Origin of the sequence: Streptomyces sp. NBRC 109706 (genome assembly GCF_000974485.1) — a bacterium.
Taxonomy (GTDB): domain Bacteria; phylum Actinomycetota; class Actinomycetes; order Streptomycetales; family Streptomycetaceae; genus Streptomyces.
On record NZ_BBOM01000006.1, the window covers coordinates 877,432 to 901,859 of the forward strand.

The window sequence follows — 24,428 nt, forward strand, 5'->3', positions numbered from 1 at the left end:
GAAACCGCGCTTCTGAGCGGTTGAGTCTACCGGCGTGCCCTGGACCGACCCGATGACTCCGCGCGATGGGCCGGGAGCACATGGAGCGCCTCCCCGATATTCGCCACCTCAAGCACCCGCATGCCGGCCGGCACCTCGCCCGAGTCCGTCGGCACCAGGGCGTGGCCGAAGCCGAGCCGGGACGCCTCGGCGAGCCGCCGCTGCACGCCCGTGACCCGCCGCACCTCGCCGGCCAGCCCGACCTCGCCGATGGCGACCAGGTTCTGCGGGAGCGGTGTGCCGCTGGCGGCGCTGGCCAGGGCCAGGGCGACCGCCAGATCCGCGGCCGGCTCGGAGAGCCGCACGCCGCCCACCGTGGCGGTGTAGATGTCGTTCTTGCCCAGGGCTGATATCTGGCCGCGCTGTTCGAGGACGGCCAGCATCATCGACACCCGGGACGTCTCAAGCCCCGACGTGGTGCGCCGGGGGGACGGGATCTGGCTGTCGACCGTCAGCGACTGCACCTCGGCGACCAGCGGACGGCGCCCCTCCAGCGTGACCGTGAGGCAGGTGCCGGGGACCGGCTCGTCCCGGCGGGTGAGGAAGAGGCCCGACGGGTCGGCGAGCGAGGTGATGCCCTCGTCGTGCAGCTCGAAGCAGCCCACCTCGTCCGTGGCGCCGTAGCGGTTCTTCACACCGCGCACCAGCCGCAGCCGGGCGTGTCGGTCGCCCTCGAAGTGCAGCACCACATCCACCAGATGCTCCAGCAGCCGGGGCCCCGCGATGGCGCCGTCCTTGGTGACATGGCCGACCAGCACCGTGGACATGCCGCGCTCCTTGGAGGCCCGGATCAGCGCCCCGGCGACCTCCCGGACCTGCGCCATCCCGCCGGGCGCGCCGTCCACCTCGCCCGAGGCGACCGTCTGCACCGAGTCCAGCACCAGCAGGGACGGCTTCACCGCGTCCAACTGGCCGAGCACCGAGGCCAGATCCGTCTCGGCGGCGAGATAGAGATCGTCCGCCAGCGCGCCGATCCGATCGGCCCGCATCCGGACCTGGCCCGCCGACTCCTCGCCCGTGATGTACAGCGTGCGGTGCGAATCGGAGGCCGCCTTGGCCGCCACGTCCAGCAGCAGCGTGGATTTGCCGACGCCCGGCTCGCCGGCGAGCAGCACCACGGCGCCCGGCACCAGCCCGCCGCCCAGCACCCGGTCCAGCTCGGGGACGCCCGTGGAGCGGGCCGCCACCGCCGCGCCGTCCACCTGCCCGATCGGCAGCGCGGGCGAGGCCACCCGGGCCGCCGGGACGGTGCGCACCGCCGGGGTGCCGCCGACCTCCTCGACCGTGCCCCAGGCGTGACACTCGGGGCAGCGGCCCAGCCACTTCCCCGTGGACCAGCCACATTCGCTACAGCGGTACGCCGGGCGGTCTGTTTTTCGAGCCATGGGCGGAACGCTACCGCCGCCCACTGACACCCCGCCGACAGTCGACGCCCCGTCAGGGGCCACGATCGTCACCCGTTGGGGGGAACCTGGGGCGCCTCGCTCCGCCGGGTGGCCCCCGGGCGCCTACCGTCACCGGGTGATGACCAGCTGCCGCGCACAGCCCTCCCCAGTCGCCGGGAGGAGCCCCCAGCACGCCACCGCACACGGTCCGTTCTCCCGGCGCGCCGCGCGCCCGGCGGCCTATGCGGACGCCAGCCTCGACGGGCTGTTCACCTACTGCCTGTCCATCATGTGCGAGCACGACGCGGCCATCGCGGCGCTCGGCGAGGCGTTGGCGCTGGCCGAGCGGCAGCACGAACGGGGCCGGCGCCCGGGGGAGCCCGCGCTGTCGCGCCCCTGGCTCTACGCGCTGGCGCGCTGGTGCTGTCTGCGCCGGCTCGCGCTCCAGCGCGAGCGGCGGCAGGAGGGCGGCCCGCCCGGCCCGCGCGCCGTCGGCGAGGACGCCCAGCGGCGGCGGGAGTTGGCGCAGCTGGCCTGGCCCGAGGCGGCCGGCACCACGGCCGAGCAGCGGGAGGCGTTGGAGCTGGCGGCCCGGCATCGGCTCTCGCCGGCCGAGGTGGCCCGGGTGCTGCGGCTGGCGGACGAGGCGGCGCACGCGCTGCTGACCACCGCCCGCTGCGAGGTGGAGCGCACCAGGGCGGCGCTCGCCGCCGTCGATTCGGCGCGCTGCCCCGCCGTCGCCACGCTCTCCGGCGACGACCGGCGGATGCTGCTGGGGCCGCGACTGCGGCGGGAGCTGGTGCGCCATGTGGACGAGTGCCCGGCCTGCCGGCTGGTGGCGCAGCGTGCCATGGCGGGCCTGGGGTGGCCGGGCACGGCGCCCACCGCGGGGCCCCGGCTGGCGGTGGTGAGCGCGCCGCGTCCGCTGGTGCACGCGGCCCGGCTCGCGGTGCTCCGCGCGCGCTCCCAACCGAGCCCGCGCTGGGACAGGTTGGGCTTTCCCGTGCCGGAGAAGGACCGTGTCGCGCGCCGGGAGCGGCTGCGCGGCCGCGCCGTCACGGGCACGGTGGTGGCCACGGTGCTGGCGGCGCCGGTGCTGGCCCTGTGGGCGGCGTATCGGGGTGCGCCGGTGACGGGGGAGGCGGCCGGGCTCGAAGGGATGTCGGCCAGCGTGCCCGACGAGCCGGCCGAGCGCGCGAGGGACGGCGATCGGCAGCCCGCCGGCGAGCGCGCCGGCCGGGGCGCGCCGCCGCCGGCGGACGAGCCGGCGCGCGACGGGGCGGTCGCGCCGGGCGGTGCGGAAGCCGAGCCGTCCGCCGACGAGGGGGCCGCCTCGGCCGCTCCCGAGGCGGACGAGCCGGCCGCCCCGGCCCCCGGGCAGCTCGCGGTCGAGGCGGTGACGACGGAGTCGGGCACGCTGATCACGTTGACGGTCTCCGGTGGCGCGCCGGTGAGTTGGACGGCGGAGAGCGATGTCGGCTGGCTGCTGCTCGGCCGTTCCTCGGGCACCCTGTGGCCGGGCGAGACTCTGGTGATCGAGGTGCTGGTGGATCGGGCGCGGCAGCCGGCGGGGCCCTGGCAGGGGCGGATCAGCATCGAGCCCGGCGCCATGGTGGTCACCGTGGACGGCGTCGGGGACGTTCCCGGTGGGGAGGAGCCGCCGCCGGGACCTGGCGAGCCCGAGCCGGAGGATCCCGGCCAGCCGGGGGAGGAGCCCGATCCGGGGGAGCCCGATCCGGCCCAGGAGCCGGCGCCCAGGGCGCGTTAGCCGAGGGCGGACGGCTCGCCCGGCCCGTGGGGCTCGCCCGGCTCGCCGAAGAGGTGGTACTGCACGACGGGCGCCAGCCGGCGGATCAGCTCCTCGTTCTCCGTGCCGGCCAGCGGTTCGAGGCGCAGCACATGGCGGGCCAGCATCACGCCGACCAGCTGGGTGGCGGCCAGTTCGGCGCGCAGTTCGGCGTCGGGCACGGTGAGTTGGCCGGCCAGTTCGGCGAGTATCCGCCGGGTGAGGAGCCGTCGGAAGATCGCGGCGGCGGTCTCGTTGTTCATCGCCGATCGGAGCACGGCCAACAGCGGTCCCCGACTGGTCGGGTTCTGCCAGATGCCGAAGAACATCCGGGTGAAGCGTTCCCCGAAGTCCGCCGGCCCGCCCGCACCGGAAATCCCGCCCGCACCGGGAACCCCGCCCGGTCCCGAAACCCCGCCCGACTCGTTCGGCGCGCCCGCCGCCCGCTGGTCGGCCAGCCCCCGAGCGGCCGGTTCGATGGCGTCGACCACGGCGGCGGCGAAGACCTGTTCCTTGGTGCCGTAGTAGTGGTGGACCAGCGCCGGGTTGACGTCGGCGCCGCGCGCGATGGCGCGGATCGACGCCCGGTCGTAGCCGCGCGCCGCGAACTCCTCGCGCGCCGAGGCCAGAATGCGCTCCCGGGCGGCGGGTGTGCCGTCGTTCTGTTCCGCGCGGGAGGGACGGCCCCGGCGGCGCGGGGCCGTGGGGCTCATCGGGCCGGTTCCTCGTCGGCCGGCGCCGGGCTCGAACCGGCCAGGTGGAGGCGGATGAAGGCCAGCGTCGCGGCGAGATCGGCTTCGCGTTCCCGCGCGGAGACCGCCCGCCGGGTGTTGATCTCGGCGACCACATGCCCCCGGTAGCCGCCGGCGGCCAGCCGTTCGAGCACCGGGCCGCACGGCTGGGCGCCGCGCCCGGGGACCAGATGTTCGTCCTTGCCGGAGCCCGAGCCGTCGCCCATGTGCACATGGGCCAGCCGGTCGCCCATCAGCTCGGCCATCGCCAGGGCGTCGCCACGGGCGGTGGCGGCGTGCGAGACGTCCAGCGTGAACGCCGGGTAGTCCTCCTCGGTCGGGTCCCAACCGGGCGCGTAGGCAAGCATTTCGCGGTCGCGGTAGCGCCACGGGTACATGTTCTCCACCGCGAAGCGCACTCCGCTCTCGTCGTGCAGTCGCCGGATGCCGTCGACAAAGCCCCGCGCGTAGGCGCGTTGCCAGCGGAACGGGGGGTGCACCACCACGGTGTCGGCGCCGAGGCGTTCGGCGGCGGCGCGCGCGGTGGTCAGCTTGCGCCACGGGTCGGTCGACCAGACGCGTTGGGTGACCAGCAGACAGGGCGCGTGCACGGCCAGCACCGGCATCCGGTGCTCGTCGGAGAGCCGGCGCAGCGCCTCCACGTCCTGGCTCACCGGGTCAGTCCACACCATGACCTCGACGCCGTCGTAGCCCAGCCTGCCGGCTATCTCGAAGGCCGCGGCCGTGTTCTCCGGGTAGACGGAGGCCGTCGAGAGCCCGACCTTCGCCGTCCCGGCAGGTACCTGATCTGCCACGGCGACCAGCCTACGCGCCGCCCGGCCGACGGCGGCTTGACCACGGGCCGGCGGCGGGCGAATAATTAAACGCATGATTAATAAAATCGAGCAGGGGCGGGACGAGCCGCCCGGGCCCGCCGTCCTGGCCGCCGGCCTGAACGTGCGACGCGGCGATCGACAGGTGCTGCGCGGGCTGGACTTCGCGGTGCGCGCCGGCGAGGTCACCGGCCTGTTGGGCCCGTCGGGCTGTGGCAAGACCACTTTGATGCGGGCCGTCGTCGGCGCCCAGGACCGGGTCGGCGGCACCCTGGAGGTCCTCGGCCGGCCCGCCGGCCGGGCCGAGCTGCGGCCCCGCATCGGCTATGTCACCCAGGCCCCTTCCGTCTATCCGGACCTGACGGTCCGGCAGAACCTCGACTACTTCGCCGCGATCCTGGGGCTGGCGCGCGGCGCCCGGCGGGACGAGGTGGGCCGGGTGCTCGCCGACGTCGATCTGACCGGGCACTCCGACGCGTTGGCCGGCAACCTCTCCGGCGGTCAGCGCTCCCGGGTCTCGCTGGCCGCCGCCCTGCTCGGCACCCCCGAGCTGCTGGTGCTGGACGAGCCGACCGTCGGCCTCGACCCGGTGCTGCGCCGCTCGCTGTGGGCCCTCTTCCACCGGCTCGCCGCCGAACGCGGCACCACGCTGCTGATCTCCTCGCATGTGATGGACGAGGCCGACCGCTGCGACCGGCTGCTGCTGATGCGCGACGGCCGGCTGCTCGCCGACGGCACCCCCGACGAACTGCGCCGCCGCACCGGCGCCGACAGCGTGGAGGACGCCTTTCTGGCGCTGGTCGAGGCCGACCGCGACCGTACCGAGCCGACCGGGGAGCCCCGACGATGAGCCTCAGCCGTACCCTCGCCACCACCCGCCGGGTGCTCGCCCAGCTGCGCCACGACCCGCGCACCATCGTGCTGTTGCTGGCGCTGCCCGTCCTGCTGCTGGTCCTGCTCCACTACGTCTTCGACGCCGACCCCGACCAGTTCGACTTCATCGGGTCGTCGCTGCTCGGCATCTTCCCGATGATCACAATGTTCCTGGTCACCTCGATCGCCACGCTTCGCGAACGCACCTCGGGCACCCTGGAACGGCTGCTGGTGATGCCGCTGGGCAAGGGCGATCTGATCGTCGGCTACGCCCTGGCGTTCGGCGTCTTCGCCGTGCTCCAGGCCACACTGGCCACCGGCGTCGCGCTGTTCCTGCTCGACCTCGACATCGCGGGATCGCCCTGGCTGCTGCTCGTCCTGGCGCTGCTCAACGCGCTGCTCGGCACCGCGCTCGGCCTGTTCGTCTCGGCGTTCGCCGCCACGGAGTTCCAGGCCGTGCAGTTCATGCCCGCGCTGATCTTCCCGCAGCTGCTGCTCTGCGGCCTCTTCGCGCCCAGGGACAGCATGCAGCCGGTGCTGGAGTACGCCTCCAACGTGCTGCCGCTGTCCTACTCCGTCGACGGGATGAACGAGGTGCTGCGCAGCGCCGAGGTCACCGGCGACTATGTGCGGGACGTCGTGGTGGTCAGCGCGGTGGCCGTCGGCGTCCTCGCGCTGGGCGCCGCCACGCTGCGCCGCCGCACCGCCTGACCGGCGCGCGTCAGGCCGTCCGCATCCGGTCCAGGCGGCGCAGGATGACCCCCTCGCGCAGGGCCCAGGGGCAGATCTCCAGGGACTCGACGCCGAACAGGTCCATCGCCGCCTCGGCCACCAGCGCCCCGGCCAGCAGCTGATGGGCCCGCCCCGGCGAGACCCCGGGCAGCTCCCGCCGCTCCGCCACCGGCAGCTCCGCCAGCTTCTGGCTCCACACCCGCAGATCCGCCCGGCCCAGCTCGCGCCGGGCGAACTGGCCCTCCGCCGAGCGGGCCGCGCCGGCGATCCTGGCCAGCTGCTTGAACGTCTTGGAGGTGGCCACCACCCGGTCCGGGGTGCCCAGCCGGCTGAACCGCCCGACCACGCCCGCCACCTGGGTCCGCACATCGCGGCGCAGCGCCCGCACATCCGCCGGCTCCGGCGGGTCGCCCGGCAGCCGGGCCGCCGTCAGCCGACCGGCGCCCAGCGGCAGCGAGACGGCCGCGTCCGGCGCCTCGTCCAGGCCGAAGGCGATCTCCAACGAGCCGCCGCCGATGTCGAACAGCAGCAGCCGACCGGCCGACCAGCCCAGCCAGCGCCGCGCCGCCAGAAACGTCAGCCGGGCCTCGTCCTCCCCGGAGAGCACCTGGAGCGCCACCCCCGTCTCGGCCGCCACCCGGGCGAGCACCCGGTCCGCGTTGCCCGCCTCGCGCACCGCCGAGGTGGCGAACGGCAGCAGATCCGCCACCCCGTGCTCCTCGGCCACCTCAAGCGCCTGGCCGACGGTGGCCACCAGCCGGTCGACGCCGGCCGGGCTGATCGCGCCGTCGTCGTCCAACAGTTCGGCGAGCCGCAGCTCCGCCTTGTGCGAGTAGGCGGCCAGCGGCCTGGCCCCGGGATGCGCGTCAACCACCAGTAGGTGAACCGTGTTGGAACCCACGTCGAGAACTCCGAGTCTCATGACCGTCAACGCTACCCCGCCCCTTACTCTGGGCGTTGTGGCGAAGACGAAGAGGGCGAAGCCGGGCAGAAGCTCCACCGCGGGCGAAGGGCGCGTAACGGCATGGGACGGCGCGGCCCGCCGTGCCGCCGGCGAGGAGGTCGAGCTCAACCACCCCAGAGCCTGGGTCGAGTTCCCCGACCCGTCCGACGCGGAGCAGGTGTTCCGCTGCGATCTCACCTGGCTGACCTCCCGCTGGAACTGCGTCTTCGGCCGGGGCTGCCAGGGCATCCAGCCGGACCGGGCCAGCGACGGCTGCTGCAGCCTGGGCGCGCACTTCTCCGACGAGGAGGACGAGCAGCGGGTCGCCGAGCATGTCGCCCGACTCACCCCGGAGAGCTGGCAGTTCCACGCCGAGGGCACCTCCCGCAAGGGCTGGGTCGAGCTGGACGAGGACGGCGAGCGCCGCACCCGCCGCCACCAGGGCGCCTGTGTGCTGCTCAACCGCCCGGGCTTCGCCGGCGGCGAGGGCTGCGCCCTGCACACCCTGGCGCTCGCCGAGGGGCGCGAACCGCTGGAGACCAAGCCCGACGTCTGCTGGCAGCTGCCGGTGCGCCGCACCTACGAGTGGGTGGAGCAGCCGGACGGCGAACAGCTGCTCTATGTCTCCATCAGCGAGTACGACCGCAGGGGCTGGGGCTCCGGCGGGCACGACCTGCACTGGTGGTGCACGGGGGCGCCGGCGGCGCACGGCGCCTCGGAACCGCTCTACCTCAGCTACCGCGCCGAGCTGGTCGAGCTGATGGGCAAGGCCGGGTACGACCAGCTGGTCGAGCTGTGCGAGGCCAGGCTCGCGGCGCTCGGCACGATCCCGCCGGGCGCCCGTCAACTGCCGCTGCTCGCTCCGCACCCCGCCGACCCGGTGGCCGCGCCCCCGGTGTGACCTGGCGGGTCCCCCCGGGCGGCCGTCTCGGATATCGGGAGGGCCGTCCCGGAAAGCGGGCGCGGGGCGTAGCCTCGGGTGGGTAGCCGCACGTCTCGCGAGGAGAGGCAACATCATGGGCAGCTTGAGGTCCCGCACCGTCACCCACGGCCGCAACATGGCGGGCGCCCGCGCCCTGCTCCGCGCCGCCGGGGTAGCCCGCGAGGACTTCGGCAAGCCGATCATCGCCGTGGCCAACAGCTTCACCGAGTTCGTCCCCGGACACACCCACCTCCAGCCGGTCGGCCGGATCGTCTCCGAGGCGATCAAGGAAGCCGGCGGGGTGCCCCGCGAGTTCAACACCATCGCCGTGGACGACGGCATCGCCATGGGCCACGGCGGGATGCTCTACTCCCTGCCGTCCCGGGACCTGATCGCCGACTCCGTCGAGTACATGGTCGAGGCGCACTGCGCCGACGCGCTGATCTGCATCTCCAACTGCGACAAGATCACGCCGGGGATGCTGATGGCCGCGATGCGGCTCAACATCCCGACGGTCTTCGTCTCCGGCGGCCCGATGGAGTCCGGCACCGCCACCCTGGTCGATGGCACGGTCCGCAAGCTGGACCTGATCAGCGCCATGTCGGAGGCGGCCAACAGCTCCGTCTCCGACGAGGACATGGCCAGGATCGAGGAGAACGCCTGCCCCACCTGCGGCTCCTGTTCCGGCATGTTCACGGCCAACTCGATGAACTGCCTCACCGAGGCCATCGGCCTCTCCCTGCCGGGCAACGGCTCGCTGCTGGCCACCCACACCGCCCGCCGCGCGCTCTACGAGGACGCCGGCCGCGCCGTGGTGGAGATCACCCGCCGCTTCTACGAGGACGACGACGCCACGGTGCTGCCGCGCGCGATCGGCTCCCGGGCGGCGTTCCGGAACGCGATGGCCCTGGACATCGCCATGGGCGGCTCGACCAACACGATCCTGCATCTGCTGGCCGCCGCCCAGGAGGCCGGCCTGGACTTCGGGCTGAAGGAGATCGACGCGCTCTCCCGGCAGCTGCCCTGCCTCTCCAAGGTGGCCCCCAACGGCAGCTACTACATGGAGGACGTGCACCGGGCCGGCGGCATCCCGGCCATCCTGGGCGAGATGTACCGCGCCGGGCTGCTCGACGAGGACGTGCACACCGTGCACAGCGACTCGCTCGCCGACTGGCTGAAGTCCTGGGACATCAGGGGCGGTTCCCCCTCGCCCGAGGCGGTGGAGCTGTTCCACGCGGCGCCTGGCTGTGTCCGCTCCGCCGAGGCGTTCTCCCAGTCCGAGCGCTGGGACACCCTGGACACCGACGCCGAGGGCGGCTGCATCCGCGATGTGGCGCACGCCTACTCGGCGGAGGGCGGCCTCGGCGTGCTCTACGGCAACCTCGCCGAGGACGGCTGCGTGGTGAAGACGGCCGGCGTCGACGAGTCGATCTGGACGTTCGAGGGCCCGGCCGTGGTGGTCGAGTCCCAGGAGGAGGCCGTGGAGGCCATCCTCACCAAGCGGGTCAAGGAGGGCGACGTGGTCGTCGTCCGCTACGAGGGCCCCAGGGGCGGCCCCGGGATGCAGGAGATGCTCTACCCGACCTCCTACCTCAAGGGCCGCGGCCTGGGCGCCAAGTGCGCGCTGATCACGGACGGCCGGTTCTCCGGCGGCACGTCGGGCCTCTCGCTCGGCCATGTCTCGCCCGAGGCGGCGGCAGGCGGCACCATCGCGCTGGTCCGCGACGGCGACCGGATCCGTATCGACATCCCCAACCGCTCCATCGAACTCAAGGTCTCCGACGAGGAGTTGGCCGCCCGCCGCGCCGAGCTCGGCGGCCGGTACGCGCCCGTGCAGCGGGAGCGCAAGGTCTCGCTGGCGCTGCGCGCCTACGCCGCGATGGCCACCAGCGCGGACAAGGGCGCGGTCCGGGACATCACCAAGCTGGAGGGCTGACGCCCACCCGAGCCACGCGCCGTGGGGGCGCCTCACCGGCCTTCGGGCGGGCGAGGCGCCCCCACGCGCAAGCGGGGCCCTAGTCGGTCGGTTCCAGGGGTGTGGCGTAGAGGGTGTTGCCCAGGGTGGGGACGAAGGCGATGCCGTCGCCGATGGCCGGGGCCGGGGTGGAGCCGCCGCTGCCGACGCCCGGGGTTCCGGGATGGGGCTCGCCGACGGTCAGCGGGCTGCCGTCGGCGGCCGAGATCCGGTGCAGCGCGCCCCGCGCGTCGGAGAGATACAGCACGTCGTCGACCACCGCGGGCAGCGACGCCGTCTCGGCGGCCGTCGCCACCGTCCACAGCACTTCGCCCGCGGCCGGGTCGACGGCGATCAGCGTGCCGCCCATGGTGGAAGCGTAGAGCACCCCGTCCGCCAGTACCGTCCGCGGCTCGGTCGCCTCCGGCAGTTCGACGGACGACCACTCCCGGCTGGTCAGATCCAGCCGGTACAGCCGGTTGATCACCGGAATATCCGGATCCCACTCCTCGAAGTACGCGGCCTCCTCGTCCATGCCCACCGGGTTCAGCATCCCCAGCGCCTCGACCGGCGGCGAAACCGACGTCGGCCACACCGGCACGCCGGCGGAGGAGAGCAGGGTGACCAGCGGGTCCTGGCCCGACTCGTCCTCCCTGGTGACGGCCAGGAAACGGTCGCCCGCCGCCCCGCCGGACAGCAGATCGGTGACATAGCGGCCCGGGCTCTCCCAACGCCCCAGCGGCTCGGGCGAGTCCACCGCGTAGAAGCGCACCGTGCTGTCGCCGTTGCGCAGCGCGACGGACCGTTCGCCGGCCGCCAGCAGATCGCCCAGCTCGGGGGCGTCGATCTCCCAGAGCGGCTCCCCGCTGTCCGGATCCAACGCCGCCAGGCCGGTCTCCGACTGGGTGATCACCACATCGCCCACCAGCGCGGCGCCGGGGCCCAGCACACCGGTGCGCGGCCCGCGATGCACCCAGCGCTCCGAGCCGTCCGCGTCGAGCAGTATCGTCAGCCGGCCGGCGGCCGAGCACAGCACCCGCCGTTCGGGCGCCGACTCGCAGCGGACGCCGTCCGTCGTCACGTCCTCGATGCCCCAGTCGTAGAGGTCGACCTCCCAGGGAGCGAACTCCGCCGCCGGGTCCTCGGCCGGCTGCTCCGCCGTGGGCCGGTCGTCGCCGCCGTCGGCGCCGTCGTCGCCCGTGGCGTTCAACAGGCCGACCGTGGCCACCGCACCGACCGTCGCCAGGGCCACCGCGGCCAGCGCCAGCCGGCGCCCGCGCCGGCGCGGACGGCGCCCGGCCGCGGTGGGCGCGCTCTCGTCCGCGCCCCCGCGCTCCCCCGTGTCCCGCTCCTGCCGGCCGGACTGCCAGACCTGCGAGGACCGCACCACGGCGGCCTGCGCCCTGGTGTCGGCGAAGGCCGCCATCCGCAGCACGGCCGCCACCTCGGGCCGTTGCGCCGGATCCTTGGCCAGACAGAGGCCGACCAGCCCCCGCAACGAGTCCGGCACATCGGAGAGATCCGGCTCCTCGTGCACCACCCGGTAGGCCACGGCCAGCGGATCGCCGCCGGGCAGCCGGCCGGCCTCGAACGGGCTGTGCCCGGTCACGGCGAAGGCCACCACGGCGCCCAGCGCGAACACGTCGGCCGCCTCCGTCACCTCCCCGTCGCCCGTCAGCTGCTCGGGCGCCATGAACGGCGGCGAGCCCAGCACGGCGCCGTCCTCGGTGAGGCGGTGGCTGTCGGCCAGGGCCCGGGAGATGCCGAAGTCGATCACCCGCACGCCGTCCTCGGCCAGCAGTACGTTGCCCGGCTTCAGATCCCGGTGCACCAGGCCGCAGCGGTGGATGTCCAGCAGCGCCTCGGCCAGCTCGGCGCCCACCCCGGCCGCCTCCCGCGCGGTCAACGGGCCCTCGCGGTCTATCCGTTCGGTGAGCGAGCCACCCGGCACATAGAGCGTCGCCAACCAGGGCGGATCGCCGTCCGGGTCCGCGTCCACGACCGGCGCGGTGAAGGCGCCGCTCACCCGCCGGGCCGCCGCCACCTCGCGCCGGAACCTGGCCCTGAAGTCCTCGCTCTCCGCGTACTCGCGGCGAATGACCTTGATCGCCACCTGCCGCCCGGCGACCGTGCGCGCCAGATGGACGACGCCCATCCCGCCGCTGCCGAGACGCCGTTCCAGCACATAGGCGCCGATGCGCGCGGGCGCGCTCTCACCACCACCGTCCGTCATGGTGACTCCCCCCGAAGTGGCCTGATGCCCGTTGTCGTACGTGGTACGTCGGTCTGTCGCGGTTCCGCCGGGGAACAGCGTACTGGCGTGGGTGGGGTGAACTCCGCCCGAGCCGGCGGAGATAATCGACCACATGTCCAAGTCTGCGCAGCCCGCTCAGCCCACGTCCGCGTCCGACCGCGCGCCCGTGTCCGAGGACGCGCCGCGCCCCGAGCCGATCAGGTTCTACGGCACCAGCTGGGTGGACCGCTCCCGCGGCTACCTGCTGCGCCGGGTGGCGCTGACGGTCGGCGGCGCCGCGCTCACGGCCGCCGGGGCGCTGGTGCTGATCGTCGGCTACGGCGGGCTCACCGGCGTGGAGACGCCGGGCTGGCTGGGCGTCCTGGTGATCCTCGCCTTCGCCATCTGCACCGTGCTCGCCTTCAGCCGCCAGTGGCTCCGCTTCACCAGGCCCCAACCCGACAGCCAGGTCGACGAGTCGGCGTTCCGCAGCATCAACGTGGTCGGTTTCCTCGGGGTGTTGCTCGCCTACTCGCTGCGCAGCGCCGTGGAGGCGCCGGGCGAACGGCTGGCGCGGGCCGAGTACGAGGCAGCCCTGGCGCGGCACCGCAGGCTGGTCGGCAAGCGCTCCCGCAACCCGGCGCGACGCCGTAAGGGACGGTCCTGACGTAAGGGACGGTCCTGACGCCACCCCGCAGGGGCCGGGGCCCGGGCCTCAGGGGCGGCTCAGGGTTCCCCCTTAGCCGCCCCTTGCATGTGTCAGTTTTTCTTGACGCACCTCTCGCCGCGCTGGAACGCTGCGAGCACGAACACGGAACGAGACGAGTGGACGACCTGGCCGGCGGCCACGGTGCCGAGGAGGAAGGCGTGCGAGAGAACGCCGACGCCGCCCCCGAAGGCGACCATCTGCTGAAGGTGCTCGCCGCCCTCAGCAACCCGCACCGGCTGCGGATCATCGCCTCCCTCGTCCGGGAGCGGAACTACGTCAGCCGGCTGGCCAGGGAGACCGGCATCAGCCGCCCCCTGCTGCACATGCACCTGCAGCGCCTTGAGGCGGCCGGGCTCGTCGTCGGCTCACTGGAGCTCTCGGCCGAGGGCAAGGCCATGAGGTTCTACGAAGTCACCGCGTTCGTATACCAGTTGAGCCCGGAGAGCATCGCCGGGGCGGTCGCGACACTCAGCCCGGCCGTGCAGAGAGAGGAAACGCAGTGAACGACCTTCCAGTCGCCCAGGACGTGGACGCCGCCGGCGTCTGGGCGGCGGCCCTCGGCACGGGCGGCGTGTTCGTCCTGATGATCGTCGTCGTCTGGCAGGTCGCCGCCACCTGGCGGGCCAGAATGCTCGCCACCCGCGAGGAGGAGTACAAGCGGCTGAGCGTCAAGTACGCCGACCTGCTTGAGGACAACACCGAGATCCTCCGCCGCTACAGCGACGAGCTGGCCGAGACCCGCAAGTCCCTCCGCTCGATGGAACGCATGATGCGCGAGGTCGACTGACCCCGGCCCGTCCGCTCGTCCATCCGCAACCGACAGGGAGTTCTCATGCACACGCTGCACCGACTGGTCCGGCTCCTGCGGCCCGGGCCACCCAAGGGCCAGTACGACAACGACGGTTTCCCCAGGGAGCACCCCCGCACCCGGGACAGCTCCACGCCCCGCGACCCTGGTGCCGGAGATGGCGGTGGGGAAGGCTGAGGCCCATGCGGACCACAGACTTCGCCAGCTCGTTCAACGCCGTCGCAGCCGAGTACGCCGCCGCCCGCCCCGACTACCCGCCCACCCACTACGACGCCGTCGAGGAACTGCTCGGCCGCCCACTGACCGGCCTGCGGGTGCTGGACGTCGGCGCCGGAACGGGCAAGGCCACCCGCGCCCTCGCCGAACGCGGCGCCCGGGTCACCGCCGTCGAACCGGGCGCCGAGATGGCCGCCCAACTACGGGCGGCCGGCCCGGGCGTCGGCCTGGTGCGCGGCAACGGCGACGCCCTGCCGTTCGCCGACTCCTCCGCCGACCTGATCACCTACGCCCAGGCATGGCACTGGACCCGCCCCGAGGTGGCCCTCCCCGAGGCCCTGCGGGTACTGCGCCCCGGCGGCGCGCTGGCCCTCTGGTGGAACCGCCCCGATCTGACGGTGCCCTGGCTCGACGAACAGGCCGCGCGGCTCAAGGAAGCGCTGCCCTCGCACCATGTCGGCGACATCACCAGAACCGTCGCCGGCCACCTCACCGCCCTGGAACCCGCGCTCCGCCCCGTCTACCGCGAGACGTCCTGGCAACGGACCGTCCCGCTGGCCACCCACCTCGCCAACCTCGCCACCCACTCCTCGTTCGCCGTCCTCGACCCCGAGGAGACCCGGCCGGTGCTGGCCAGGGAGGCGCAGATCGTCGGCGAGCTCTTCCCCGACGGCCGGATCGTCGAGCCCTACACCGTGCGACTCACCTTCCTGCCCAGGCCCGAACGGCTGACGCCCCGGGACGAGTGACCGAAACCCGGACGGCCGCGCGCCGCGCCCGGCACGGTGCGAGGATGACGGCGACCCTGGGGAACGCGCCGCCCCCCAGCCGTCACCGAGCCCCACCTGTCACCGAGCGCACGAAGCGGGAGAGCCACGCGATGTCCCGGAAGATCGCCGTCATCGGCACCGGAAAGATCGGCGAAGCGCTGCTGACCGGACTGTTGAAGGCCGGCAGAAGCCCGTCCGAGGTGCTGGTCACCGCCCGCCGCGCCGAACGTGCCCAGGAACTGCGCACCCGGCACGGCGTCACACCGGTCGACAACGCGGAGGCCGCCAAACTGGCCGACACGCTGATCCTCGCCGTCAAGCCACAGGACCTGCCGGCCCTGCTCGACGAACTCGCCCCGCACACCCCGGCCGACCGGCTGGTGATCAGCGCGGCGGCCGGCATCACCACGGCCTTCGTCGAGTCCCGTCTGACCCCCGGCACCCCGGTGGTGCGCGTCATGCCCAACACGCCGGCGCTCGTCGACGAGGGCATGTCGGTGATCTCCGGCGGCGGCCACGCCACCGAGGAACACCTGGCCCTCACCGAGGCGATCTTCGACGGCGTCGGCAAGACGCTGCGGCTCCCCGAGTCCCAACAGGACGCCGCCACCGCGCTCTCCGGCTCGGGCCCGGCCTACTTCTACTTCCTGGTCGAGGCCATGATCGACGCCGGCATCCTGCTCGGCCTGCCACGGGACAAGGCACACGAACTGATCGTCCAGGCCGCCGTCGGCGCGGCGGTGATGCTGCGCGACAGCGGCGAACACCCCGTCACCCTCCGCGAGGCGGTCACCTCCCCGGGCGGCACCACCATCAACGCCATCCGCGAACTGGAGAACCACGGCGTCCGCGCGGCCCTCCTGGCCGCCCTCGAAGCCGCCCGCGACCGCAGCCGCGAACTCGGCTCCGCCACGGCCAACTGACCACCGGCCGCCTCCGGCGGTTAGGCGACGGCGGGCGGTGCGGGGTGCGGCCTGCGGCTCCGGCGCTGCGCGCTGGTTGCCTCCGGCGGTTAGGCGACGGCGGGCGGTGCGGGTGGCGAGCTGCGTTGCGCGGGGCGGGGTGCGGCCTGCGGTTCCGGCGCTGCGCGCTGGTTGCCGCTGGCGGTTAGGCGACGGTGGGCGGTGCGGGTGGTGAGCTGCGTTCTGCGGGGTGGGGTGTGGCCTGCGGTTCCGGCGCTGCGCGCTGGTTGCCGCTGGCGGTTAGGCGACGGCGGGCGGTGCGGGTGGTGAGCTGCGTTGCGCGGGGCGGGGTGCGGCCTGCGGTTCCGGCGCCGCGCGCTGGTTGCCGCTGGCGGTTAGGCGACGGTGGGCGGTGCGGGTGGTGAGCTGCGTTCTGCGGGGTGGGGTGTGGCCTGTGGCTCCGGCGCTGCGCGCTGGTTGCCGCTGGCGGTCGGTGGCGTTGTGCAGACCGCGGTCGGCGAACAGGGCTCCGCCTCGCCGCAGGCGAACCGTCTCCGGCCGTGTGCGGTGTTGTGGCGGTCGGCGTGCCGTATGGGTCGTGTCCGGAACGCCGGCCCGGCGCCCGGCTGGCGTGCGGGGCACCGGCCCGGTCCGCAGCTGTGGCCCCCGCGTCAGCGCGGGCGCGCTCCCGCGCCAAGCGGCCGCCGCTTGGCCGCCGGCGCTCTGGGGCGAGGCGCGCGGCCCGGCCCGCGCGGGCCAAGCGCCCGTCGTGGCGGTGGGCTCAGGTGGGTGGGAGCCAGGCGTCGGTGCTGCGGTGGCGGTTCAGTTCGACGGATTGGAACTCGTCCTCGCCGGGGCTGCTCCGTGCGCCCAGCCGGCGCAGGGCCAGGGAGATCGGGCCGACCGCTTCGGGGTCGCCCGGGCCAGGGGGCGATTCCAGGGGGCCGAGGGCCAGTGCGCCGTCCGCCCAGACGGCCGCTCGTTGCTCGCCCGTGCCTGCGAAGTACTCGGCCTCCGCATAGGCGATGGGGCCGTGCGCCGACCACCGGGCGAGCAATTCGTCGAAGCCTCCCGGCAGCCGCCAGAAGCCCAGCGCGTCGGCGGGGCCGCCGTCCGTGACCGCGTCGAAGAGGTCGTCCGTCATCGGCACCAGCGACAGGCCCTGCCGCAGCGGCACCACCCGGGCCTCGGCGATGTCCCCCGTCGCGGCGCGCAGCAGCCCGTCGTCCGCGATCAGCGCGTGCAGTACATAGCCCACCCCGGACCTCCCCCGATCGGTCGGAGCACTCATCCTGCCCGATCGGTCGGCCGGGACCCGTACGGGCCCCGGCCGACCGGATCAGTCCGTCAGTCCGTGGCGATCGCGCGGAGCACGTTCATCCGGCCGGCGCGGAACGCCGGGAGGAGGGCGGCCACCAGGCCGACCACCGCCGCGCCGAGGAAGACCACACCCATCGTGGCCCACGGGATCTCCAGCACCCTGAAGCCCGTCGACTCCAGCACCCGCTGCGCGGTGATGCCCCAGGCGAGGCCGAGCCCCACCCCGAGGAGCGCGCCGAAGAGGGCGATCACCACGGATTCCAGGCGGATCATCCGGCGCAGCTGGCGGCGGGAGAGGCCGATGGCCCGCATCAGGCCGATCTCCCGGGTGCGTTCCACCACGGACAGGGCCAGGGTGTTCACCACGCCCAGGATGGCCACGATGATCGCCAGCGCCAGCAGTCCGTACACCAGGTTCAGCAACGAGCCGATCTCGTTCTCCAACTGCTCCTTGTAGTCGGCCTGGTTGGCCACGTCGTACTGCGGGAACGGCGCGAGCCGGTCCTGCAGCGCGGCGTAGGCCGCCGCCTCCTGGCCCTCCTTCGCCTTGGCGAACATCGCGAGGTTCAGCGGCATCCGGTCGCCAAGCTGCTCACGGGCGGTGTCGATGCCCAGATAGACAGCGCCCTGGTCGATCACGGTGTCCTCGGAGGTGATCGCCGCGACCGTCAGCTCGGTGGTGCCGCCCTCGACGAAGGCGACCTCCAGGGTGTCGCCCAGCGAGAGCCCGTGCCTGTCGGCCAGCCCCTCCGGCACGGCCATCGCACCGGGGCGGAACCCGTCCGCCAGCTCGCCCTCGATCGTCTCGAACCGCACGTCCTCGGCATAGGTGGGGGACGCGGCGATCAGCTCGCGGTCCTCGGCCGTGCCGTCCGGCGTGGTCACCGTCGCCCACACGCCGGTGTAGTCCGTGACATGTTCGAGCCCCGGGGTGCCCCGGACCGCCTCGACGGCCTCCGCCACGAACGGCTGGCCGAAGCTGTCCACGATGAAGTCGGTGCCGACCGTGCGGTCCAACTGGTCGGAGGCCGAGGCCACCACCGAGGAGCCCACCACCGAGAGCCCGCTGACCAGCGCGAGGCCGATCATCAACGCGCCGGCGGTCGCCCCCGTGCGCCGGGGATTGCGCCGCGCGTTGCGCCCGGCGAGTCGGCCGACGGAGCCGAACACCCCCAGCAGCAGCGCGTTCAGCACCCGCACCACCCAGGACGCCAGCAGCGGCGCCACCACCACGGCTCCCAGCAGCGTGCCCAGCAGCCCCAACGCCAGCAACGAGCCGCCGTCCGACGCCTCGTCGGCGCTCGCCGCGGCCACCAGTGCGGTGCCACCGGCGGCCGTCAGCAGCAGTCCCACCGTGGCGCGGATCCGGCCGGCGCGGGCGTCGCCGGGGGTGCCGGCCTCCCGCAGCGCCGCCATCGGCGACACCCGGCTGGCCCGCCGCGCCGGCAGCCAGGCCGCGACCAACGTGGCCAGCACGCCGACCAGCATGCCCACCACCGGCGTGGTCGCGGTCACCGTCAACTCGCTGCCCTCGATATTCACCCCCATCCCGCTCATCGCCGCCATCAGCAGCATGGCAAGACCGATCCCCGCCCCCACGCCGATCGCCGAGCCGACCACACCCAGCAGCAGGGCCTCGATCAGCACGGAGCGGTTGACCTGGCGGCGGCTGGTGCCGATGGCGCGCATCAGGCCGATCTCGCGGGTGCGCTGGGCGACCAGCATCGAGAAGGTGTTGACGATCAGGAAGATCCCCACCAGCGTGGCGATGCCGGCGAAGCCCAACATCGCGTAGCGCAGCACGTCCAGGAACCCGACGTCCTTCATGGCCTCGTCGCGGTTCTCCGCGCGGGTGTTGATCTCGTAGCCGGCGCCGAGATCGTCGGCGATCCGCTGCCGCAGCTCCTCGTCGCCCACCCCGGCCGCCGCGTCGACCTGGATCGAGCTGACCGCCTCGGCGTCGCCGAGCAACGCGCCGCGCGCGGCCTCGGGCTCGAACAGCAGATAGGCGACGCCCGGGTTGCTGCCCTGGAACTCGACCAGCCCGCTGACCGTCACCGGATGGCTGCCCGTGACGGCCACCACGGTCAACGGGTCGCCGATCGCCACCCCGTGCCGGTCGGCGGTGTCCACGTCCACCAACACCTCGTCGGAGGCGCCCGGTTCACGGCCGGCGACCAGTTCCATCGAACGTTGCATCACCGGGCCCCAGTCGGCGCCCAACGTCGGCGCCCCGCTGTTGCCGCCCAGGCTCTCGTTCCCGGCGTCGACGACGGTGATCCCGTTCTGGGCCACCGTGCCTTCCGCCCAGGCCACGCCGTCCACCGACCGCACCTGGTCGATCAGCGACATGGCCACCGTCGGCTCCCGGCCGGTCGCCTGCGCGTGCTCCTCCTGCTCGGCCGCGACGGTCACATCCGAGGTGATCGAGCCGAAGAACCGCTCGAACGTCCTGTTCATCGTGTCGCTGAACACGAGGGTGCCGCAGACAAAGGCAACGGAGAGGATGATGGCCGTGGCCGAGAGGACCATGCGCCATTTGTGGGCATAGAAGCTGCGCAGTGAGGTTTTGAGGACGGTCACGAGGTGCGTCCCGTCTGCTTGTCACGGCCGTCGAAGTTGCGCATGCGGTCCAGGACGCGGTCGGCCGTGGGGTCGCGCATCTCGTCGACGACGCGGCCGTCGGCGAGGAAGATGATGCGGTTGGCGTAGGCGGCGGCGACGGGGTCGTGGGTGACCATGACGATGGTCTGGCCGAGGTCGTCGACGGAGCGGCGCAGGAAGTCGAGGACTTCGGCGCCGGCGCGGGAGTCGAGGTTTCCGGTGGGTTCGTCGCCGAAGATGATGTCGGGGCGGGCGGCCAGCGCGCGGGCGACGGCGACGCGCTGCTGCTGTCCGCCGGAGAGCTGGTTGGGGCGGTGCTTGAGGCGTTCGCCCAGGCCCACGGTGGCCACCACACGGTCCAGCCACTCACGGTCGGGCTTGCGGCCGGCGATGTCCATCGGGAGCGTGATGTTCTCGATGGCGTTGAGCGTGGGCAGCAGGTTGAACGCCTGGAAGATGAACCCGATGTGGTCCCGCCGCAGCTGGGTCAGCTTCTTGTCCTTCAGACCGGTGACCTCGCTGTCCCCGATCCATATCCGCCCGCTGGTCACGGTGTCCAGACCGGCCAGACAGTGCATCAACGTCGACTTGCCCGACCCCGAAGGGCCCATGATCGCCGTGAACACCCCCCGCTCCACATCCACACTCACCCCGTCCAACGCCGCAACCCGCGTCTCGCCGACTCCATAGGACTTCACCACCGCGGCGGCCCGCGCCGCCACGGCCGGCCGCACCCCTCCGCCGTTCCCGATCCTCGGGTCCACTACCGCCGATGTCACCGAACTCGCCTCCGCTGGCCGCACACGTTGTTACCGCACGCAACACTGCCGTTCGGCGCGGCGACTCTCGATGGTGCGCATCGCCGTATCGGGGCGGGGGTTTACCCCACCCCGTCCTTCCCGCCAGCACCCACCCCGTCCTTCCCGCCAGCACCCGACCCGGCCTCGTTCCCGCCGGTCGCCGCCCCCGCCGTACCGGTCGCGTACATCCGGGCGATGACCTCCTCGATATCCGGTTCCCGCAGCGACAGGTCCACCAGCGGATAGGCCGCCGCCACCCGCGAGACCAGCGGCGCGGCGCTCGCGTCCGCGGGGAACGCCAGCCACTGCCGCGCCCCCTCGACCCGCACCACCCGGGCGCCCGCCACCTCGACCGGCGGCGACTCCCGCGCCAGGTCCACCACCAGCGTCCGCTCGCTCTGCCCGATCTCCCGCAGCCCGCCGAGCGCCCCGTCGTACATCAGCCGGCCATGGTCGATCACCATCACCCGCCGACAAAGCTGCTCGATATCGGTCAGATCATGAGTGGTGAGCAATACCGTCATGCCCTTCTCCGCATTGAGATCGCGCAGAAAGGCACGCACCTTGGTCTTGCTGACCACATCGAGCCCGATCGTCGGCTCGTCCAGATACAGCACCTCGGGATCGTGCAGCAGCGCCGCCGCGATATCCGCGCGCATCCGCTGCCCCAACGACAGCTGCCGCACCGGGACATCCAGCAGTTCGCCCAGCTCCAGCAGCTCCACGCAGCGATCGAGGTTCCGCCGGAACCGCGCCGAATCCACCTTGTACAGCCGGCGCACCAGGGCATAGGAGTCGCGCAGCGGCAGATCCCACCAGAGCGTGGTGCGCTGCCCGAACACCACACCGATCCGTCGGGTCAACGCCGTCCGATCCCGCGCCGGATCGATGCCGGCGACCCGCAGCCGCCCGCCGCTGGGCGTCAGAATGCCGGTCAGCATCTTGATCGTGGTGGACTTGCCGGCCCCGTTGGGCCCGATATAGCCCACCATCTCGCCCCGCCGCACCCCGAACGAGATCCCGTCCACCGCCCGCACCGCACGCCGGGTCCGACGCAGCCGACCGGCCCGTCGCCGCACCGTGAAGACCTTCTCCAACCGGTCGACTTCGATCAGTGTCTCGGTCATCTCCGCACCCCTGTTCTGCATCTCCGATCAACTCCCGGTACTGCGGTAGCTCCGAACCGCCGTCCGCCAGGCCAACGCCGCCACCCCGCACAGCGCGACCGCCACCACGGGCGACAACAGGTCCACCCACCCGGGCAGCCCCAGCGGATCGTCATGACCCACCAACCGCAGCACCGGAAGCCAGTTCACAAAGGCCAGCGGCACCACAAAGGTCACCCCGCGCACCAGGTCCCGGCCGAAGATCGTCGGCGGATAGCGCAGCAGCGTGTTGCCCCCATAGGTGAACGCGTTCTGCACCTGGGTCGCGTCCTGCGCCCAGAACTGGAACGCCGCCCCCAGGGTGAAGATCGCCCCGAAGATCACCGCGCCGGAGACCAGCGTCACCACCAGAAGGGCGAAGGACCCGACGGACCAGTCGACATCCACCCGGGGCAGCGCCCACGCCAGCACCGCGACGGCCTGCAGCACCCGCCCCATCCGCCGCAACTCGAACCGGTCCGCCGCCACCTGGACAAAGACCGACACCGGGCGCACCAGCAGTACGTCGAGCGAACCGTCCCTGATCCGGGCGCCGACCCGTTCCATATTGCCCAGCAGCAGATCGGCCACCCCCAGCGACAGGCTGGCACTGCCGTAGAGCAGCGCCATCTCGGGAAGACCGAAGCCGCCCAGGCTATCGATATGGCTAAACATCAGCAGGACAGCGACAAAATCCAGAAAGGTGATGGACACATTGGCGAGCGTCGTGATCACAAAGGAGGTCCGATAGGTCAACGACGAACGGATCCACATCCAGGCCACCAGCCCGAAGGCCCGCACTCCCTCAACCACCCTGAACCACCACCCTCCGCACGGCCACCGACTGGGCCCAGCGGCCGAGCGACAGCACCACCAGCGCCCAGCCCAGCTGGAACAGCAGCCCCGACAGCACGCCGACCCCGACCCGCCGCTCCAACAACACATCCGCCGGCACCTGCAACATCCCGGCCCATGGCAACCACCGCACCACCTCGCCGAACAGACCGGGGAAGACCGTCAGCGGCAGCAGCAACCCCGAGAAGAACGTCGCCAACACCACGCTCGTCGCGCTGATCCCCGCCCCGTCCAGCAGCCAGAACGCCGAGAGGCCCACCAGAAAACGCAGCGCGAAGCTGACCAGCAGGGCCAACCCCACCGACACCAGAAACAGCGCCCACACCAACGGATTCACCGGCAGCGCCAGCTCGAACGCCAACGCCCCCACCAGCATCGGCACCACCCCGCGCCCCAACAGCTGAACGGAGGCCCGCCCCAGATCCGAGGCGAGCCACCAGAACTGCAGGTCGGCGGGGCGATAGAGGTCGATGGCCACATCGCCGGTCCTGATCCGCTCCTGCAACTCCCCCTCCACCCCGCCGCCGAACAGCGCCACCGAGGCCAGCAGCGCTTGCCCCACCCATACAAAGGTCAGCGCCTGCGCCTCGTCGTAGCCCCCCAACCGGGGACGCTCGGACCACAGGGCGGTGAAGACATAGCTGAGGATGAAGCCGAAGACCGTGTTGGTGAAGACCCCCGCGGCGGTGGCGACCCGATAGGTGGCGTGACGCCGGAACCCGTATCCGGCGACGGTCAGGTAGAGCGCCGACCGGCGCATGGCCAACCCCTCCGCTTGCTCGGCACCATGAGTTCTCCCGGTTCCATTGGGCCGAAAAACCACAAAGACGCGCGAGTCTAGGGGAGTTGTCCCGGCACCGACCACGGGTTTCCCGGTGCCGCCGGACCCCCGACGACAGCCGCCGAACCCGCCCCCAGCCCGGGCACCAACGGGCTGCACCACCTGACCTGGCTCAACTTGACACTGCGGGAGCCGATCCGTAAGGTCCTTCGAGCTTGCCCGGAGATGAGCACACAGAACGCCGATTTGGATCGGCCGAAGTAATGCTCTACGGTTACGAGCACGCCGGAGGGCGAAAAGCTCAACTCCTCCCGACGGAGGTCAAGTTCGAGAAATCGAGCGTGATAGAGTCGGGGACACCGAAGGGAAAGCCCGGAGGGCCTTGGAAGAGGTTCGAAGGAAGCGTCCGTTCCTTGAGAACTCAACAGCGTGCCAAAAGTCAATGCCAGATTTTTGTTGTATTTTTGCGAGGATGTTCGAGCATCCTTCGTGAGATGCCTTTTGTAGACATTCACGGAGAGTTTGATCCTGGCTCAGGACGAACGCTGGCGGCGTGCTTAACACATGCAAGTCGAACGATGAACCGGTTTCGGCCGGGGATTAGTGGCGAACGGGTGAGTAACACGTGGGCAATCTGCCCTGCACTTTGGGATAAGCCCGGGAAACTGGGTCTAATACCGGATATGACCAACTGTCGCATGGTGGTTGGTGGAAAGCTTTTGCGGTGCAGGATGGGCCCGCGGCCTATCAGCTTGTTGGTGGGGTGATGGCCTACCAAGGCGACGACGGGTAGCCGGCCTGAGAGGGTGACCGGCCACACTGGGACTGAGACACGGCCCAGACTCCTACGGGAGGCAGCAGTGGGGAATATTGCACAATGGGCGCAAGCCTGATGCAGCGACGCCGCGTGAGGGATGACGGCCTTCGGGTTGTAAACCTCTTTCAGCAGGGAAGAAGCCTTGCCTTTTTGGGTGGGTGACGGTACTTGCAGAAGAAGCACCGGCTAACTACGTGCCAGCAGCCGCGGTAATACGTAGGGTGCAAGCGTTGTCCGGATTTATTGGGCGTAAAGAGCTCGTAGGCGGCG

General features: G+C 72.4%; 21 protein-coding genes and 1 rRNA gene. 11 read left to right on the plus strand and 11 right to left on the minus strand.

Features of this window, described 5'->3' with window-relative positions; translation table 11 throughout:
* Positions 1-26 precede the first annotated feature (26 nt).
* On the minus strand, positions 27-1,424 hold the full coding sequence (gene radA, locus AOM46_RS14065; protein WP_062210587.1) for a DNA repair protein RadA: 1,398 nt from the start codon (positions 1,422-1,424) through the stop codon (positions 27-29).
* A 139-nt stretch (positions 1,425-1,563) separates the two neighbouring features.
* On the opposite strand from radA, the gene AOM46_RS14070 reads away from it, so the two are divergent.
* Entirely contained in the window at positions 1,564-3,192 is a 1,629-nt protein-coding gene (locus tag AOM46_RS14070) for a hypothetical protein (RefSeq protein WP_062210590.1), read from the plus strand.
* On the opposite strand, the gene AOM46_RS14075 is transcribed toward AOM46_RS14070, so the two are convergent.
* Both AOM46_RS14075 and AOM46_RS14080 read right to left on the minus strand, forming a co-directional pair.
* Positions 3,189-3,923 (minus strand): TetR/AcrR family transcriptional regulator, encoded by a 735-nt coding sequence (locus AOM46_RS14075; protein ID WP_062210592.1) that lies wholly within the window; start codon positions 3,921-3,923, stop codon positions 3,189-3,191. The genes AOM46_RS14070 and AOM46_RS14075 overlap by 4 nt on opposite strands.
* Complete coding sequence (locus AOM46_RS14080; RefSeq protein ID WP_078856788.1) at positions 3,920-4,831, minus strand: sugar phosphate isomerase/epimerase; 912 nt, start codon at positions 4,829-4,831, stop codon at positions 3,920-3,922. Before AOM46_RS14080 ends, AOM46_RS14075 begins: the two co-directional genes overlap by 4 nt.
* Between AOM46_RS14080 and AOM46_RS14085 the strand changes: the two genes are divergently transcribed.
* Together AOM46_RS14085 and AOM46_RS14090 are read left to right on the plus strand one after the other, a co-directional pair.
* Positions 4,830-5,624 (plus strand): ABC transporter ATP-binding protein, encoded by a 795-nt coding sequence (locus AOM46_RS14085; protein ID WP_062210597.1) that lies wholly within the window; start codon positions 4,830-4,832, stop codon positions 5,622-5,624. The genes AOM46_RS14080 and AOM46_RS14085 overlap by 2 nt on opposite strands.
* Positions 5,621-6,358 (plus strand): ABC transporter permease, encoded by a 738-nt coding sequence (locus AOM46_RS14090; RefSeq protein WP_062210600.1) that lies wholly within the window; start codon positions 5,621-5,623, stop codon positions 6,356-6,358. Before AOM46_RS14085 ends, AOM46_RS14090 begins: the two co-directional genes overlap by 4 nt.
* Positions 6,359-6,368: 10 nt before the next feature.
* On the opposite strand, the gene AOM46_RS14095 is transcribed toward AOM46_RS14090, so the two are convergent.
* Positions 6,369-7,301, minus strand: coding sequence for a Ppx/GppA phosphatase family protein (locus AOM46_RS14095; RefSeq protein WP_062210602.1), 933 nt, complete (start codon positions 7,299-7,301; stop codon positions 6,369-6,371).
* 37 nt (positions 7,302-7,338) lie between these two features.
* Between AOM46_RS14095 and AOM46_RS14100 the strand changes: the two genes are divergently transcribed.
* Entirely contained in the window at positions 7,339-8,223 is an 885-nt protein-coding gene (locus AOM46_RS14100) for a hypothetical protein (RefSeq protein WP_062210605.1), read from the plus strand.
* Positions 8,224-8,338: 115 nt separating this feature from the next.
* The gene (gene ilvD, locus AOM46_RS14105; RefSeq protein WP_062210608.1) at positions 8,339-10,180 is read left to right on the plus strand and encodes a dihydroxy-acid dehydratase; all 1,842 of its coding nucleotides are present in this window, start codon (positions 8,339-8,341) and stop codon (positions 10,178-10,180) included.
* A 79-nt stretch (positions 10,181-10,259) separates the two neighbouring features.
* Here ilvD and AOM46_RS14110 read toward each other — a convergent pair whose 3' ends face one another.
* Positions 10,260-12,431, minus strand: a complete 2,172-nt coding sequence (locus AOM46_RS14110; RefSeq protein ID WP_062210611.1) for a protein kinase — start codon at positions 12,429-12,431, stop codon at positions 10,260-10,262.
* Between the two features lie 133 nt (positions 12,432-12,564).
* On the opposite strand from AOM46_RS14110, the gene AOM46_RS14115 reads away from it, so the two are divergent.
* The 5 genes from AOM46_RS14115 to proC all read left to right on the plus strand — a co-directional run bounded on the left by AOM46_RS14115 (position 12,565) and on the right by proC (position 15,857).
* Positions 12,565-13,098, plus strand: coding sequence for a hypothetical protein (locus AOM46_RS14115; RefSeq protein ID WP_067226184.1), 534 nt, complete (start codon positions 12,565-12,567; stop codon positions 13,096-13,098).
* 200 nt (positions 13,099-13,298) lie between these two features.
* On the plus strand, positions 13,299-13,643 hold the full coding sequence (locus AOM46_RS14120) for a winged helix-turn-helix domain-containing protein (protein WP_062210919.1): 345 nt from the start codon (positions 13,299-13,301) through the stop codon (positions 13,641-13,643).
* Positions 13,640-13,927: a hypothetical protein gene (locus tag AOM46_RS14125; protein WP_062210614.1), complete on the plus strand. Its 288-nt coding sequence runs from the start codon at positions 13,640-13,642 to the stop codon at positions 13,925-13,927. Before AOM46_RS14120 ends, AOM46_RS14125 begins: the two co-directional genes overlap by 4 nt.
* A gap of 203 nt (positions 13,928-14,130) precedes the next feature.
* Positions 14,131-14,913: a class I SAM-dependent methyltransferase gene (locus AOM46_RS14130; RefSeq protein ID WP_062210617.1), complete on the plus strand. Its 783-nt coding sequence runs from the start codon at positions 14,131-14,133 to the stop codon at positions 14,911-14,913.
* A gap of 131 nt (positions 14,914-15,044) precedes the next feature.
* Entirely contained in the window at positions 15,045-15,857 is an 813-nt protein-coding gene (gene proC / locus AOM46_RS14135) for a pyrroline-5-carboxylate reductase (RefSeq protein WP_062210621.1), read from the plus strand.
* Positions 15,858-16,617: 760 nt separating this feature from the next.
* On the opposite strand, the gene AOM46_RS14140 is transcribed toward proC, so the two are convergent.
* From AOM46_RS14140 to AOM46_RS14165, 6 genes are all read right to left on the minus strand, one after another.
* Positions 16,618-17,127, minus strand: a complete 510-nt coding sequence (locus AOM46_RS14140) for a hypothetical protein (protein WP_062210624.1) — start codon at positions 17,125-17,127, stop codon at positions 16,618-16,620.
* 56 nt (positions 17,128-17,183) lie between these two features.
* On the minus strand, positions 17,184-19,739 hold the full coding sequence (locus tag AOM46_RS14145) for an ABC transporter permease (protein WP_062210627.1): 2,556 nt from the start codon (positions 19,737-19,739) through the stop codon (positions 17,184-17,186).
* Complete coding sequence (locus AOM46_RS14150; protein WP_062210632.1) at positions 19,736-20,539, minus strand: ABC transporter ATP-binding protein; 804 nt, start codon at positions 20,537-20,539, stop codon at positions 19,736-19,738. Before AOM46_RS14150 ends, AOM46_RS14145 begins: the two co-directional genes overlap by 4 nt.
* Positions 20,540-20,640: 101 nt before the next feature.
* Positions 20,641-21,687, minus strand: a complete 1,047-nt coding sequence (locus tag AOM46_RS14155; RefSeq protein ID WP_062210922.1) for an ATP-binding cassette domain-containing protein — start codon at positions 21,685-21,687, stop codon at positions 20,641-20,643.
* Positions 21,688-21,714: 27 nt separating this feature from the next.
* Complete coding sequence (locus AOM46_RS14160) at positions 21,715-22,518, minus strand: ABC transporter permease (protein ID WP_062210635.1); 804 nt, start codon at positions 22,516-22,518, stop codon at positions 21,715-21,717.
* Positions 22,511-23,320, minus strand: coding sequence for an ABC-2 family transporter protein (locus AOM46_RS14165; RefSeq protein ID WP_062210638.1), 810 nt, complete (start codon positions 23,318-23,320; stop codon positions 22,511-22,513). Before AOM46_RS14165 ends, AOM46_RS14160 begins: the two co-directional genes overlap by 8 nt.
* Positions 23,321-23,851: 531 nt before the next feature.
* Between AOM46_RS14165 and AOM46_RS14170 the strand changes: the two genes are divergently transcribed.
* Positions 23,852-24,428 (plus strand): 16S ribosomal RNA (locus tag AOM46_RS14170); the annotation flags it as partial.